Source organism: Horticoccus luteus, from assembly GCF_019464535.1.
Taxonomy (GTDB): Bacteria; Verrucomicrobiota; Verrucomicrobiia; order Opitutales; family Opitutaceae; genus Horticoccus; species Horticoccus luteus.
In genome coordinates this window covers 956,563-969,644 of the sequence record NZ_CP080507.1, presented here as the reverse complement: position 1 = coordinate 969,644, position 13,082 = coordinate 956,563, and the positions used below count along the sequence as shown (strand labels likewise).

Sequence of the window (13,082 nt, the reverse complement as noted above, 5' to 3'; positions counted from 1 at the left end):
GGGAATCCAACGAACGAACCGACTAAAAGCAAAACGCGCCGAAGGTGACTTCGGCGCGTTTGAGACCAACTCCCGGGTTTAGCTTTTCGCTTCCGGGGTGGACGATTCCGCTGACGCGGGGGCCTCTACGGCCGCGGGCTGATCCTTGGCCGGACGATCGGCCGCCGGTTTCGCCGCCTTGCGGGAGCGAGACTTTTTGTAGCCGGTATCCTCACCCTTGACGAACTCGATCAGCGCGATTTCAGCGGCGTCGGAAATACGCTGCGGACCGAGCTTATAGATCCGGGTGTAACCGCCGTTGCGATTCGTGAACTCCTTATGCTTCTCGTTAAAAAGGAGCGTGATGGCGTTTTCGTCGCGCACATCGGCCAGCGCGAGGCGGCGCAGATGGAGCGCATCCTTCTTGTCGGTTTTCGCCGCCGCCTTTTTGGCTTTGGTGATAACCTTTTCGATGAAGGGGCGGAGCGCTTTGGCCTTCGTGAGGGTCGTTTGGATGCGACCGTGCGTGATGAGCGCGGCGGCAAGGTTGGACAGCATGGCTGCGCGGTGTTCGCGAGTCACGCCGAGGGAGGCATGGTGTTTATTGTGACGCATGGTAGTGCTGTTCTAGGTGACTCCCGATCGGCAATCCGGTCGCAGCGTAGGGCGGCAGCGGACGGCGCGAGAGTCGATTAAGCGTAAAGTCAACGGTCGACGCGGCTCAGGCCGAAGGGCGGGAAACTCACTTCGGCCCGGAGCACGTCGGAGGTCGTTCAGAGATCTTTCCGGGTATCAAGCAGCCGCTCGTCGAACTTCATCCCGAGAGAAAGACCGAGGGCTTCGAGCTTCTCCTTGATTTCGTTGAGGGACTTTTTGCCGAAGTTGCGATACTTGAGCATCTCTTGCTCGGTCTTCATCGCGAGCTCGCCGACCGTGGTGATGTTCGCGTTATTCAAGCAATTCGCCGCGCGGACGGAGAGCTCGATTTCGTTGACCGACATGTTGAGAAGTTTGCGGAGCTTATTCTGCTCCTCGCTCACCTCGGACTGTTGGTTTTCGAACTCGTAGGCTTCTTCGCTGACGCGATCAAACACGTCGAGATGGTGCTTCAGAATCGAGGCCGATTGCTTCAGCGCATCGTCCGGCGTGATACGACCGTCGGTCCACACTTCCAGGATGAGTTTGTCGTAATCGGTGATCTGTCCGACGCGGGTCGCTTCAACTGAATACTTCACGAGGCGCACCGGAGAGAAGAGTGAGTCGATGGGAATCACGCCGATCGCCTGGTCTTCCTTCTTGTTAGCCTCGCCTGGATAATACCCGCGACCGGTCTTGATCTCGATCTCGGCGTCGAACGCACGTTTGCTATCGAGGGTGCAGATCACCTGATCGGGATTGACGATCTGAATATTGGCATCGGCCTGGATGTCGGCCGCAGTGACCGCGCCGCTTTTGTTGACGCTGATCTGGAGCGTAATCGGTTCACGCTTGTGCGAAACGATGAGCACCTTCTTCAAGTTCAGCACGATATCGGTGACATCTTCGACGACGCCATCGATGCTTTGGAATTCGTGGCTCACGCCATCGATCCGAATCGAGGAAACAGCAGCACCCTCGATCGAGCTGAGGAGCACGCGGCGCAGCGAGTTACCCACGGTATGGCCATAGCCGGCCTCGAAAGGCTCGGCCATGAACTTGGCGTAGGTCGGCGTGGCGCCCTCCTCGACTTTGGTGAGCTTGGAGGGAAGTTCGAACTTTCCGAGACGTTTGGGCATGGCAGGAAGGAGCGGAAGTCGCGAAAGATTGTGAGGCTGGGATGGAATCAGAAGCGGGAGTAGAATTCGACGATCAACTGTTCGTTGATAGTCTGATCCATCTCGTCGCGATTGGGTAGGCGTTGCATGACCGCCTTGAACGCCTCGGCGTTAAGCGTCAGCCAGCCGGGAACGGTGCGAATGCGATTCTCCTCGAGATTGCGCGTCGCGTATTGGCGGGAAGCGGGCGAGTTTTTGATCTCGATCTCATCCCCCGGCAAGACGCTGTAGCTGGCGATGTCGACCTTATGGCCGTTCACGCGAACGTGGCCGTGATTGACGAACTGACGGGCGGCGGCACGGCTTTTCGCAAAGCCCAAGAGATAAACGACGCTGTCGAGGCGCGTCTCCAGCAGCTGCATGAAGCGCTCGCCGGTGACACCACGTTCGTTCTTCGCGATCTCGAACACGCGACGAAACTGGCGCTCCAGCAGGCCGTAGAGATAACGCAGCTTCTGCTTTTCGTTGAGCCCAACGGCATATTCGGAAAACTTGCGGCGGGATTTCGGGCCGTGCTGACCCGGGGGATAGTTGCGGCGCTCCAGCGCCTTGGCAGAGCCGAGAAGATGCTGGCCAAAGCGACGGCTGATGCGGGTGGTTGGACCGGTATAACGAGCCATTGTAGTAAAGATATCGGGTGACGGAGACGAGAGACGAGGATGCCGGCTGACTTAGACGCGGCGGCGTTTGCGCGGACGGCAGCCGTTGTGGGGAATCGGAGTGACGTCGACAATCGAGGTGATCTCGAGGCCGATCGCTTGCAGCGCACGCACGGCACTGTCGCGGCCCAAACCAGGGCCTGATACGCGAATCACGACGTCCTTCAAACCGTGAGCCATGGCATTGCGCGCGGCGTCTTGAGCGACGACTTGGGCAGCGTAGGCGGTCGATTTGCGGGAGCCCCGGAAGTTGCACTTACCGGCACTCGACCACGCGATCACCTGTCCCTTGGGGTCAGTGATCGAAACGATCGTGTTGTTGAAGGAAGCGAGGACGTTGACGACCCCGGACGAAACATTCTTCGAACCCTTGGCCTTGCGAATCTTGATCGCGCCCAGCTCCTCCTTGAGAAGATCCTCAGCGGTCGGCTGCTTGGCGACGCCGCCGATAAGTTCAACGGGCTTTTGCTCGACGGGGGCCGCCGGAGCTTCGGTGCCATCGGCAGCGGGCTTGGGTGCCTTGGGCGCGCGAGCCGGCTTTTCCGCGGGCGCGGCGGTTTCAGCGCCGACCGCAGCGGGAGCGTCGATTTTCTTCGGCGCCTTTTCTTTCTTAGGAACGGACTTTTCTTCGGCCATGGGATTAAAGGATTATGCTTCTTTCGCCTTCGTGACACCAACGGTCTTGCGCGGCCCTTTACGGGTGCGGGCGTTGGTGCTGGTCCGCTGACCGCGGACGGGCAAGCTGCGACGGTGACGGATACCGCGATAGCAATTGATCGCCTGAAGGCGCTTCAAATTAGCCGCCAGTTCACGTCGGAGATCGCCTTCGAGCACCCATTTGTGCTCGGTGATCACCTGGAGGATCTTGTTGAGCTGCTCCTCCGTCAGATCCTGCGCGCGCATGTCGGGGTTCAGCCCGACCTCTTCAACGAGGAAATCGGCACGGGCAGGCCCGATGCCGTTGATGTAACGGAGGGAATACGCGACTTTCTTTTTCGCGGGAATATCGACACCGAGGAGACGTGGCATGGTGGTTAGGTTAAGAGTTGTAAGTTAAAAAGTGAAAATAGGACGCTCAGGTCGCTGAAGGCGCCGGGAGCAAAGTGGGAAGTGTAAGGATTTCTGGTCCGTGTTCGGTCGTGAGCACCGTGTGTTCGAAATGAGCCGAGGGCGATGCATCGGCCGTGACGACAGTCCACCCGTCGCCGAGCGTTTTCGTCCGATAGGAGCCGAGATTTACCATGGGCTCAATCGCCAACGTCATGCCGGCGCGGATCTTATCGCCGGTGCCGCGTCGCCCGAAATTCGGGACCTCCGGCGGCTCATGCATCGACACTCCAACCCCGTGGCCGACCATGTCGCGAACAACGCTGAAACCGTGGCGTTCCACGAACTGCTGAACAGCGAAGGAAATATCGCCGATGCGATTACCGATCACCGCCTGTGCGATACCCAGCTGCAGGGCTTCTTGGGTGACGCGCAAAAGATCGCCGACTGCGGGATCCACGAGACCGACGGCAACGGTGCCGGCATTGTCGCCAATGTAGCCTTCATAACTCACGACGATATCGATCGAAACGATGTCGCCGTCGTGAAGAATGCGACGCAGGGACGGAATTCCGTGAACAACTTCTTCGTTCACCGAAATGCAGGTGTGGGCCGGATAACGCCGCGAACCGAGCTGGTAGCCGTAACAGGCGCTCCGAGCTCCGCAGCGGTTGATCGCCAACCGACCGGCTTCCTCCAAATCCTGCGTGCTGATGCCAGGCCGAACCAGCGCTTTCAACTCGTGAAGAACGTTGGCCGCGATTCGACACGACTCCCGCATCCGGGCGATGGCCCGGTCATCTTTGATCGGAATCGTCATGCGGCGAAGGAAGTGCCGGCGTCGCGAAGGACGCCGAGATCGCGGTAGTAGTCGACGAGCGCCGTCGCCAGATTCAATCCGGGACACACCCACACGGCATCGAGCGCTTCATTGCGCGTATCGAGCCATTCATCGAAAACTTTGGCTTGGAGCAGCGTAGCCGGGAAGTCGGTTAGGACAAAACCCGCATCAGGTTTGCGCGCCCAGAACCACCGGCGCATAAGCGTCAGGGAGGCATCACCGTTTGCTTTCGCAGCGGGCGATCGGCGTGAAATCTCCTGCCGCATCAATTCAGCGGGAGAGACGTGCTCAATATTCAAAGAACGAACCCGGTTCATCATTTCGACTGGCAGACAATCTGGTGAACCGAGGAGAAGGAACTTGGATTTCGCCGTGAGGCTGGAAATCGCGAAAGGGTCGGAGATGTCATGCCTCACGACCGGAGTAAAGCATTAAAATGCCCAATGGCGAATCGCCCACGCGACGAGGCCGATGAGAAAGAGGCCGATCAGCGGAATCCCGAGCTTCATCAGCGCTTCGGAGCTCACCGCATCGCTGGAGACGGCGAGAGCGTTGCTACTACGAGCACGCACGCGACCTTTACGGAGAAAGCCATCGTAGTGGCGCTGCAGCAGGTAGGTTTCAATCTGCCGCATCGTATCGAGGATGACGCCCACCGTGATCAGCATGCCGGTGCCGCCGAAAAAGTAGGCGATACGCGCCGGGACATGCAGCTCGAACAGCAAGACGTCGGGCATCACCGCGATGATGGTCAGGAAGATCGCGCCAGCCAACGTGAGGCGCGTCATGATAAAATCGAGAAACTGCGCCGTCGGCTCCCCCGGGCGAACGCCAGGGATATAGCCGCCGTATTTCTTCAAATCATCGGCGACCTGGATCGGTTTGAACATCACAGAGACCCAAAAATAGCTGAAAAACAGGATCAAGGTCCCCATCAGCACGTAATAGACCCAGTTACCGCGCAGCAGATTCTCAGCAAATTCGCCGAGGTATTTAATATTCAGCGCCGCGCCGAGCTGCGAAAGGATTTGTTGCGGAAAGAGGAGAATTGCACTCGCGAAGATGACGGGCATGACACCCGAATAATTCACCTTCAAAGGAAGAAATGAGCTTTGCCCACCCATCACCTTGTTTCCCACTACGCGCTTGGCGTACTGCACGGGAATTTTGCGCTGGCCTTGGACGACCATGACGATGCCCATGATAACCAAGAAAAAGAGGATGATCATGATCACCGCTTGGGGTGCTCCCAACGTGGGGCCGGTGCCAATGGGTCGCACAAACAAATGATACGTCTGCGCCGCTGCGCCCGGAATGTCCGCCAAAATGCCCACGGTGATCAGGAGGGAAACACCGTTTCCGATTCCGCGCTGCGTGATCTGCTCGCCAAGCCACATTAGCATCAATGTGCCCGCCGTCATATAGAGCACGGAAGTAATGAGAAACCCGATCTGCCCCGTCATAACGATCGCGCCGTACGTATTGATATCGTAACCGGGAAATAGTTTGCCGGGATTCTCCAAAGCCAGAATCAACAAAGCGCCCTGCACGATGCAGATCAGCACGGTCGCATAGCGCATGTATTGCGTCAGCTTCTGACGCCCGACATCGCCTTCCTGTTGCAAACGGCTGAGCGTCGGCACCACGGCGGTCATCAACTGAAAGATGATGGACGCACTGATATACGGCATAATGCCGAGCGCGCAGACGGCGCCCTTCACCAGCGCGCCGCCGGTGAACATGTTGTAGAGGCCAACCAAAGCGCCCGCCCCACCCGCGGACTGGTCGCGGAAGAAGTTTTCGAGCGGGTGCGGGTCGATGCCAGGCAACGGGATATGCGCGCCGACACGAGCCACAAACAGGAGGGCAAACGTGTAAAAAATCCGGGAGCGCAGCTCAGGGATTTTCAGGGAGTTCGTGAAAGCGGAGAACACGATAAGAAGTGCGAGTGGCGAGTGGAGGAACGAGTGACCAGCAGCGCAGCGCGCTGCGCTGCCCGACTCAGGCGACGATCGCCTGACCGCCGGCTTTTTCGATTTTGGCTTTCGCCGACTCCGAAAACTTTTGAGCGGTGACCTTGAGGGCGCGGCTGATTTCGCCATTGCCCAGAACCTTGAGCAGCTTCTCGTCGCGTCGGACCAGACCGTTGGCGCCGAGCACCTCAAGATTGATCTCGGTGATTGAAGCGTCGAGAGACTCGAGGTCGCCCACATTCACAATGGCCGGTTCGACCCGGAAAGCCGCTTGATTAAAACCGCGATGCGGCAGTTTACGGTAAAGCGGCATCTGGCCGCCTTCGAAACCGGGGCGGATGCTGCTACCCGAGCGGGCGCTCTGGCCTTTACCGCCGCGACCGCTGGTCTTGCCGTGGCCGCCGCCTTCGCCGCAGCCGACGCGCTTCTTGCGATGCACCGCACCGGCGACGTTCTTAAGTTCGTGGAGTCTCATAGTTTTCCTAATTTTGGGCGCCCCACCCGTCTCGGAGCGTAAAACGCTCAACGAGAGACGATGGAACTCGGATTAAAATCTGCTCAGCTTGCTTGGCGAAGAACCTTGATATCGGCCTTCAGGCGCAACTGCTGGAGAGCGTGGAGGGTGGCGTGGACGACCGCGATGTGATTGTTCGAACCCATCGACTTGGTGAGAACGTTTTTCACACCCGCAGCCTCGAGCACAGCGCGAACGGCGCCACCGGCGATCAAGCCCGTGCCGGACGTGGCGGGACGCAAGAGAACGCGGCCACCATCGTATTCGCCGAAGACATCGTGCGGAATCGTGTCGCCTTTCAACTTCACGCTGACGAGGTGCTTATGCGCGTTGGCCGTACCCTTTTTAATGGCGTCGGGCACTTCGTTGGCCTTGCCGTAACCGATGCCCACCTTGCCCTTGCCATCACCGACGACGGCGAGAGCGGCAAAGGAGAACCGACGGCCGCCTTTAACGACCTTGGCACAACGATTGATGAAAACGACCTTCTCCAGCATGCCCGGGACGGAAGGTTCGTCACGACGTTGTTCGCGGCGACCGCCATCGCGGCGTTGGCCAGAACGCTGGCCACCGTAGGAACGGGACGGCGCGGGTGACGGATGAGAAGCGGGCGTCGCGGCGGGCGCGGCGGCTTCAGTGGCGGGGGAAGTAGATTCAGTGCTCATGGCTCGGATTAAAACGCCAGCCCACCTTCGCGGGCGGCATCAGCGAAAACTTTAACTTTACCGTGGTAAGGAGCGCCGGAGCGATCGAACACGACGGAATTGATGCCAGCAGCTTTGGCCTTGGCCGCGAAGGCCAAGCCGAGAGTTTTTGCGCTGGCGAGGTTGGCTTGGAGCTTCTTCTGCCGCAGTTCGGCATCGAGACTCGAGAGAAACACCAGCGTCGTGCCGGCATCGTCGTTGATCGCTTGGGCGTAGACGTGTTTCGAGGTGAAACGCACGCTGAGGCGGGGACGCGCGGCGGTGCCACCGACTTTTTTGCGGATGCGCCAGCGACGTTTTTGAAGGAGATCGGCTTTACGAACAGTATTCATGGTATCGGCCTTTATTGATAGAGCGCCTTAAGCGACGGTCTTGCCTTCCTTGCGGCGAACGCGTTCAGCATGCTCGCCCACAATGCGCACGCCCTTGCCCTTGTAAGGCTCCGGCGGGTAATAACTGCGGATCTCGGCGGTCACCGCGCCAACGAGCTGCTTATCGCAGCCCTCGACACGGACGCGAGTGCCGTCCGCGATGGTGATTTTGATCCCTTCGGGGATTTCCATGATCACCGGATGCGAATAGCCAAGCGAAAGGTCGAGCTCTTTGCCCTTGAGGACAGCCTTGAAACCGACGCCTTGAATTTCGAGGTCCTTGGCGAAGCCTTCGCTCACACCTTTGACCATGCCGGCGACGATCGAACGCGCGGTGCCATACATCGCTTTCGAAAAACGTGTGTCCTCAGTCGGGGCGAAGGTAACCTTGCCGTCAGCGACGGTGACTTTCACGGCATCGGCGAACAGCTTCGACACTTTGCCTTTGGGGCCCTCCACATTCACGGTGCCATCCTTGACGGCGACCTTGACCTTGGCGGGAATTAAAACGGGTTGTTTGCCAATGCGGCTCATGGAAGTGCGCTCCTTACCAAACGTTGCAAATCAGCTCGCCACCCGCTTTTTCGCGGCGGCAGTCAGCGTCCTTCAGCAGGCCTTTCGATGTCGAAAGGATGCTGATACCCAAGCCATTCAAGACGCGCGGAATTTCCGTATACCGATAGTAGAGACGGCGGCCGGGCGTCGACACGCGATTCAACGCAGTCAAAACCGGGGCCCCGTTCGAATACTTCATCTTCACGATGAGTGTCTTGTGCCCTTGGGCATCGGTGCCCGTCGAAAGGTCGGTTACGTAGCCCTCGTTCTTGAGGATGGCAGCAATCGACTCCTTCATCACGGAGTGCGGCGAAACGCACTCGTCGAGACGGGCTTTGCTGGCATTACGCAGGCGCGTAAGGAAATCACTAATCGGGTCAGTCATGATGGATGTTTTCTAAATTACGGCGCGCGGGTCATATCCGACCCCCGTGAGCCAAAGTGTTTACCAGGAGGATTTGATGACGCCGGGAATCTTGCCCGCCAGGGCCAGTTCGCGAAACGTGATACGGGAAACGCCAAAGTGACCGATATAGCCGCGGGGGCGACCGCTGAGAGAGCAACGATTCCGAATGCGCGTCTTGGACGAGTTGCGCGGCAACTTCTGGAGGCTCTTTTGCGCGGCAAAAAATTCCTCGTCGGTGGCTTTCGGATTCACAAGCAGCGCTTTCAACTCGGCGCGCTTGGCTTTGAACTTTTCGGAGAGTCGGACGCGCTTTTTATTGCGTTCGATGGCGGATGTCTTGGGCATTTTCGGCTTTAGATTTTGATATTCAGATCTTCAGGCTGCGGAATTCATCGGCGCGAGCGCGTCATTCCATATCCACATCCAAGATCGAAGGAGTTTAAGCGGCGGCGACTTTGGCCGGCTCGGTGCGCCGGAAAGGCATGCCGAGGAGGCGGAGAAGTTCCCGGCCTTCGTCATCGTTCAGCGCTGTGGTCACGATCGTAATGTCGAGACCCATGTGCTTTTTGACGTTCTCGACCGTGATCTCCGGGAAGATGGTGTGATCGCTCACGCCCAAGTTGTAGTTGCCCTGGCCATCAAGCTTCGGCGAGATTCCGCGAAAGTCGCGGATGGTCGGGAGGGCGACGGCGATGAGGCGCTGCAGAAATTCCCACATGCTGTTGCCACGAAGGGTCACAAAGGAACCCACAACCTGGCCTTGGCGGAGCTTGAAATTCGCGATCGCTTTGCGCGACTTCGTGAGCACTGCCTTTTGCCCAGTGATCAGACCGATATCCCGCTGGATGTCAGTGATCTGGTTTTTGTCGGCGTCGGCATCAATGCCGGTGTTGATCACGACTTTTGTGACCTTCGGCACCTGATGATGATTTTTGTAACCACGGCTCTTCACGAGCTCGGGCACAACCTGCTCGGTGTAGAGTTTCTTTAGACTGGGGACTTTGCTCATGGAAGGAGCCACCGGATTTCCGACCCGGCGGCGTAGTGAGTGTGTGAAATAGGGAAAAGATTAATTAACGCAGGCGCAGCCGCCCTTTGGCAAGCGCGCTTTCGCTTAAGCGGCCGGCGTGCGGCGCTTGCTGGCGTCAAACACTGACTTAAGCATCAGATTTGAAACGTGAATGGAGCCTTCGCGCTCCGTAATGGCACCTTGCGGGTTCTGCTCAGATTTCTTCTCGTGACGCTTGATCATCGCCAAGCCTTCGACCCGCGCACGTTGCTTGGCCGAAAGGAGCTCAAGGACTTTGCCGGACTTGCCTTTTTGGCTGCCGGCGAGAACGACCACTTGGTCACCGCGTTTGATGTGAAACTTCTTCATTTTAGAGAACCTCCGGCGCGAGCGAGATGATCTTCATGAAGTTTTTCGCGCGCAATTCGCGAGCGACTGGGCCGAAGATCCGGGTGCCCTTGGGATTGTTGGTCGCATCGATAATCACGATGGCGTTGCTGTCGAAGCGGAGATAACTGCCATCCGCGCGGCGCACCGCTGCTTTCGTGCGGACGACGACGGCTTTCGCCACCTCGCCTTTTTTCACCGTGGCATCCGTGTTACTTTCCTTGATGTGCACAGTGATAATATCGCCGACGCCGGCGGTATTCGTGTTCTGACCCTTGCGGCTGATCATGGCAGCGCGGCGGGCGCCGGTATTATCGGCGACTTCGAGAATGGAGCGCAGTTGAATCATGGCGACCTCCTGAAAAATAAAGGTTGGGTTTAGGCCTGCGGCGCGGCGGGCGCGGCGGAGGGTGTGGAGTTCTTGGTCGGCACCTGCGCAGCCACGTCGGTCTCGCTGATCGCGACGGCATCGGACGTGATGGCCTTGGTGACGATGCTCAGGATGCGCCAGCGTTTCAGACGGCTGAGCGGACGCGTTTCCATGATCTGCACCTGATCGCCGATCTTGGTCTCATTCTTCTCGTCATGGACGTGGAGAACGGTCTGGCGATTCACGATCTTGTGATAGAGCGGGTGCGGCGTTTTGTAGGCGACAGTGACCTTGACGGACTTATCGCCGGAGCGGCTGCTCACGAAGCCGAGAAGAATTTTGCGCTGGTTGCGCTGGCCGGGTTGGGCGGAGGACATGGCGGATGATCAGGTTGGCGGCGCGCTCAGGCAGCGGCAGGTTTCTTATTTTTCTCGGTCAGGACGGTCTCTAGACGCGCGACGTCCTTGCGCAGCGTGCGCAGCTCGTGGGTTTTCTCGACCTGTCCGGTTTGTTTGCGGAGGCGGAGTTGAAGGAGTTTTTCACGCGTCTCACGGATCTTGGTCTGAATCTCGACCGGAGCGAGTTCGCGGATTTCTTTGGCGGTCATGGCTAATCGTTGGTTAAAGGCTGGCAGGCTCAGACGAGGGCGCCATCGCGCATGATGAACCGGCAACGGAACGGGACCTTGGCATCGGCCAGGCGGAAAGCTTCCTTCGCCACGGTCGCAGGGACACCGGAGAGTTCGAAGAGCACCGCGCCGGGCTTGATCCGGGCGATGTAATATTCGACGGGACCTTTGCCCTGGCCCATGCGGACTTCGGCGGGCTTCTTTGTGATCGGCTTGTGCGGAAACACGCGAATCCAGAGTTTGCCCTTGCGCTTGAGGTGACGCGAGATGGTGACGCGAGCCGCTTCAATCTGCTGACCGGTCATGGGACCGCGCGTGAGCGATTGGAGGCCGAATTCGCCGAAGGCGAGCGTGTTGCCACGCTTGGCATTGCCGGCGAGAGAGCCCTTCTGGGACTTGCGGTATTTGGTACGGGCGGGAGCGAGAGCCATGGAAATGATCTCCTATTGAGAGGTCCGAAACGATCAGTTGTTATCGGACTCTTTTTTGCAGATCCAGCACTTGACGCCGATCTTGCCGTAGAGGGTCCGGGCTTCCGAAAAGCCGTAGTCGATATTTTCGCGAAGGGTATGCAGGGGCACACGGCCCTTGCGCTGCCATTCACGGCGGGCGATGTCCGTGCCGCCGAGGCGACCGGAGCATTGGATACGAATGCCTTCAGCGCCCAAGGCCATGGCCATCTCAACGGCCTTCTTCATGGCGCGGCGGAAAGCAATGCGGCGTTCAAGCTGCAAGGCGACGTTTTCCGCCACGAGTTGAGCTTCGATCTCCGGCTTCTTAACTTCCTGGATGTCGAGCAGGACATCCTTCCCGGTGATCTTGGCGAGGTCGGCTTTCATCTCTTCGACGAGCTGACCTTTCTTGCCGATGACGATGCCCGGGCGGGCGGTGTAGATCTTGACGCGGACGCGGTTACCGGCGCGCTCGATGAAGATACGCGGCACCGAAGCCTGCTTGAGCTTCTCCATCAGCTTCGTGCGGATGACTTGGTCCTCAAGAATGAGTGCCGGCATGTCCTTCTTCTTGGCATACCAGCGGGACTGCCAGTTGCGACGGACAGCGAGACGGAAACCGATAGGATTGGTTTTTTGGCCCATGGGAGTGAATCAGTTGTTGCTGCCGTCGGTGAGGACGATGCGGATGTGAGCCATCTTCTTGCGGCGGGGCATCGCGGAACCACGGGCGCCGGCTTTAAAGCGCTTGAGGACCGGTCCGTTTTCAATGACGGCGGTCTTCACGATCAGGCTGTCCGCTGAAAGGTTGTTATTGTTTTCAGCGTTCGCGATCGCGGACTTGAGCGTCTTGACGATCAGACGGGCCGACTTGCGCGGGATAAGCGTCAAATATTCGACGGCTTCAGGAGCCTTGCGGCCCGTGATAGTGTTGGCCACTTCACGCATCTTCTTAGGAGACATGCGCGCGTAGCGGGTGAGAGCTTGAACTTCCATGGTGACGGGGGGATTCCGAAAAATTTCGGCGACAGTGGCGCGGCCGTTGGCCAAGCCCTGCCCTTTTGGATTAATGCGAGGCGGTTGGGTTTAAATTTCTTTGCGGGTCAAGCCGCCGTGCGACTTGAAGACGCGAGTCGGCGCGAATTCGCCGAGTTTGTGACCGACCATATTCTCCGTCACATACACGGCGACAAACGCCTTGCCATTGTGAACGTTGAACGTATGTCCGACGAAATCGGGTGTGATCGTCGAGCGCCGGGACCAGGTTTGAATGGGCCGGTGCGTGCCTGCCTTAGTCGCCTTCTCGATCTTCTCGAGCAGGTGATAGTCGACGAAAAAGCCTTTTTTGATGGAGCGAGCCATGGTGCGAGAGG

At 58.4% G+C, this 13,082-nt stretch carries 23 protein-coding genes; all 23 read right to left on the bottom strand.

What is annotated here, in order from left to right; translation table 11 throughout:
• Nucleotides 1-78: 78 nt before the first annotated feature.
• Entirely contained in the window at nt 79-594 is a 516-nt protein-coding gene (gene rplQ / locus K0B96_RS03820; RefSeq protein ID WP_220164015.1) for a 50S ribosomal protein L17, read from the bottom strand.
• 158 nt (nt 595-752) lie between these two features.
• Nucleotides 753-1,754 carry a DNA-directed RNA polymerase subunit alpha gene (locus tag K0B96_RS03815; RefSeq protein ID WP_220164013.1) on the bottom strand — a complete coding sequence of 334 codons (1,002 nt, stop codon included), beginning with the start codon at nt 1,752-1,754 and terminating at the stop codon, nt 753-755.
• A gap of 47 nt (nt 1,755-1,801) precedes the next feature.
• A complete protein-coding gene (gene rpsD / locus K0B96_RS03810; protein WP_220164011.1) occupies nt 1,802-2,413 on the bottom strand; it encodes a 30S ribosomal protein S4 in 612 nt (203 codons plus the stop codon).
• A gap of 51 nt (nt 2,414-2,464) precedes the next feature.
• Nucleotides 2,465-3,088, bottom strand: coding sequence for a 30S ribosomal protein S11 (rpsK, locus tag K0B96_RS17615; RefSeq protein ID WP_345779915.1), 624 nt, complete (start codon nt 3,086-3,088; stop codon nt 2,465-2,467).
• Nucleotides 3,089-3,100: 12 nt separating this feature from the next.
• Nucleotides 3,101-3,481, bottom strand: coding sequence for a 30S ribosomal protein S13 (gene rpsM / locus K0B96_RS03800; protein WP_220164009.1), 381 nt, complete (start codon nt 3,479-3,481; stop codon nt 3,101-3,103).
• 46 nt (nt 3,482-3,527) lie between these two features.
• Nucleotides 3,528-4,319, bottom strand: coding sequence for a type I methionyl aminopeptidase (map, locus tag K0B96_RS03795; protein ID WP_220164007.1), 792 nt, complete (start codon nt 4,317-4,319; stop codon nt 3,528-3,530).
• Nucleotides 4,316-4,540 (bottom strand): hypothetical protein, encoded by a 225-nt coding sequence (locus K0B96_RS03790; protein ID WP_255558839.1) that lies wholly within the window; start codon nt 4,538-4,540, stop codon nt 4,316-4,318. Before K0B96_RS03790 ends, map begins: the two co-directional genes overlap by 4 nt.
• A 231-nt stretch (nt 4,541-4,771) precedes the next feature.
• Complete coding sequence (secY, locus tag K0B96_RS03785) at nt 4,772-6,274, bottom strand: preprotein translocase subunit SecY (RefSeq protein WP_220164005.1); 1,503 nt, start codon at nt 6,272-6,274, stop codon at nt 4,772-4,774.
• 67 nt (nt 6,275-6,341) lie between these two features.
• Nucleotides 6,342-6,788 carry a 50S ribosomal protein L15 gene (gene rplO / locus K0B96_RS03780; protein ID WP_220164003.1) on the bottom strand — a complete coding sequence of 149 codons (447 nt, stop codon included), beginning with the start codon at nt 6,786-6,788 and terminating at the stop codon, nt 6,342-6,344.
• An 83-nt stretch (nt 6,789-6,871) separates the two neighbouring features.
• Nucleotides 6,872-7,492, bottom strand: coding sequence for a 30S ribosomal protein S5 (rpsE, locus tag K0B96_RS03775; protein ID WP_425602960.1), 621 nt, complete (start codon nt 7,490-7,492; stop codon nt 6,872-6,874).
• A gap of 8 nt (nt 7,493-7,500) precedes the next feature.
• Complete coding sequence (gene rplR / locus K0B96_RS03770; RefSeq protein WP_220164001.1) at nt 7,501-7,863, bottom strand: 50S ribosomal protein L18; 363 nt, start codon at nt 7,861-7,863, stop codon at nt 7,501-7,503.
• Nucleotides 7,864-7,890: 27 nt separating this feature from the next.
• Nucleotides 7,891-8,436 carry a 50S ribosomal protein L6 gene (rplF, locus tag K0B96_RS03765; protein ID WP_220163999.1) on the bottom strand — a complete coding sequence of 182 codons (546 nt, stop codon included), beginning with the start codon at nt 8,434-8,436 and terminating at the stop codon, nt 7,891-7,893.
• A 13-nt stretch (nt 8,437-8,449) separates the two neighbouring features.
• On the bottom strand, nt 8,450-8,845 hold the full coding sequence (gene rpsH, locus K0B96_RS03760) for a 30S ribosomal protein S8 (protein ID WP_345779923.1): 396 nt from the start codon (nt 8,843-8,845) through the stop codon (nt 8,450-8,452).
• Between the two features lie 57 nt (nt 8,846-8,902).
• Entirely contained in the window at nt 8,903-9,208 is a 306-nt protein-coding gene (gene rpsN / locus K0B96_RS03755; RefSeq protein ID WP_220163995.1) for a 30S ribosomal protein S14, read from the bottom strand.
• A gap of 94 nt (nt 9,209-9,302) precedes the next feature.
• Entirely contained in the window at nt 9,303-9,872 is a 570-nt protein-coding gene (gene rplE / locus K0B96_RS03750; RefSeq protein WP_220163993.1) for a 50S ribosomal protein L5, read from the bottom strand.
• A gap of 105 nt (nt 9,873-9,977) precedes the next feature.
• The gene (rplX, locus tag K0B96_RS03745; protein WP_220163991.1) at nt 9,978-10,241 is read right to left on the bottom strand and encodes a 50S ribosomal protein L24; all 264 of its coding nucleotides are present in this window, start codon (nt 10,239-10,241) and stop codon (nt 9,978-9,980) included.
• A 1-nt stretch (nt 10,242) separates the two neighbouring features.
• Nucleotides 10,243-10,608: a 50S ribosomal protein L14 gene (gene rplN, locus K0B96_RS03740; protein WP_220163989.1), complete on the bottom strand. Its 366-nt coding sequence runs from the start codon at nt 10,606-10,608 to the stop codon at nt 10,243-10,245.
• A 29-nt stretch (nt 10,609-10,637) separates the two neighbouring features.
• Nucleotides 10,638-11,006, bottom strand: coding sequence for a 30S ribosomal protein S17 (gene rpsQ, locus K0B96_RS03735; RefSeq protein WP_220163987.1), 369 nt, complete (start codon nt 11,004-11,006; stop codon nt 10,638-10,640).
• Nucleotides 11,007-11,032: 26 nt separating this feature from the next.
• Nucleotides 11,033-11,236: a 50S ribosomal protein L29 gene (rpmC, locus tag K0B96_RS03730; protein WP_220163984.1), complete on the bottom strand. Its 204-nt coding sequence runs from the start codon at nt 11,234-11,236 to the stop codon at nt 11,033-11,035.
• 29 nt (nt 11,237-11,265) lie between these two features.
• On the bottom strand, nt 11,266-11,688 hold the full coding sequence (rplP, locus tag K0B96_RS03725; protein ID WP_220163983.1) for a 50S ribosomal protein L16: 423 nt from the start codon (nt 11,686-11,688) through the stop codon (nt 11,266-11,268).
• 33 nt (nt 11,689-11,721) lie between these two features.
• On the bottom strand, nt 11,722-12,354 hold the full coding sequence (gene rpsC / locus K0B96_RS03720) for a 30S ribosomal protein S3 (protein ID WP_220163981.1): 633 nt from the start codon (nt 12,352-12,354) through the stop codon (nt 11,722-11,724).
• A gap of 9 nt (nt 12,355-12,363) precedes the next feature.
• Nucleotides 12,364-12,705 carry a 50S ribosomal protein L22 gene (gene rplV, locus K0B96_RS03715; RefSeq protein ID WP_220166381.1) on the bottom strand — a complete coding sequence of 114 codons (342 nt, stop codon included), beginning with the start codon at nt 12,703-12,705 and terminating at the stop codon, nt 12,364-12,366.
• Between the two features lie 90 nt (nt 12,706-12,795).
• Nucleotides 12,796-13,071: a 30S ribosomal protein S19 gene (gene rpsS / locus K0B96_RS03710; protein ID WP_220163979.1), complete on the bottom strand. Its 276-nt coding sequence runs from the start codon at nt 13,069-13,071 to the stop codon at nt 12,796-12,798.
• Nucleotides 13,072-13,082 lie beyond the last annotated feature (11 nt).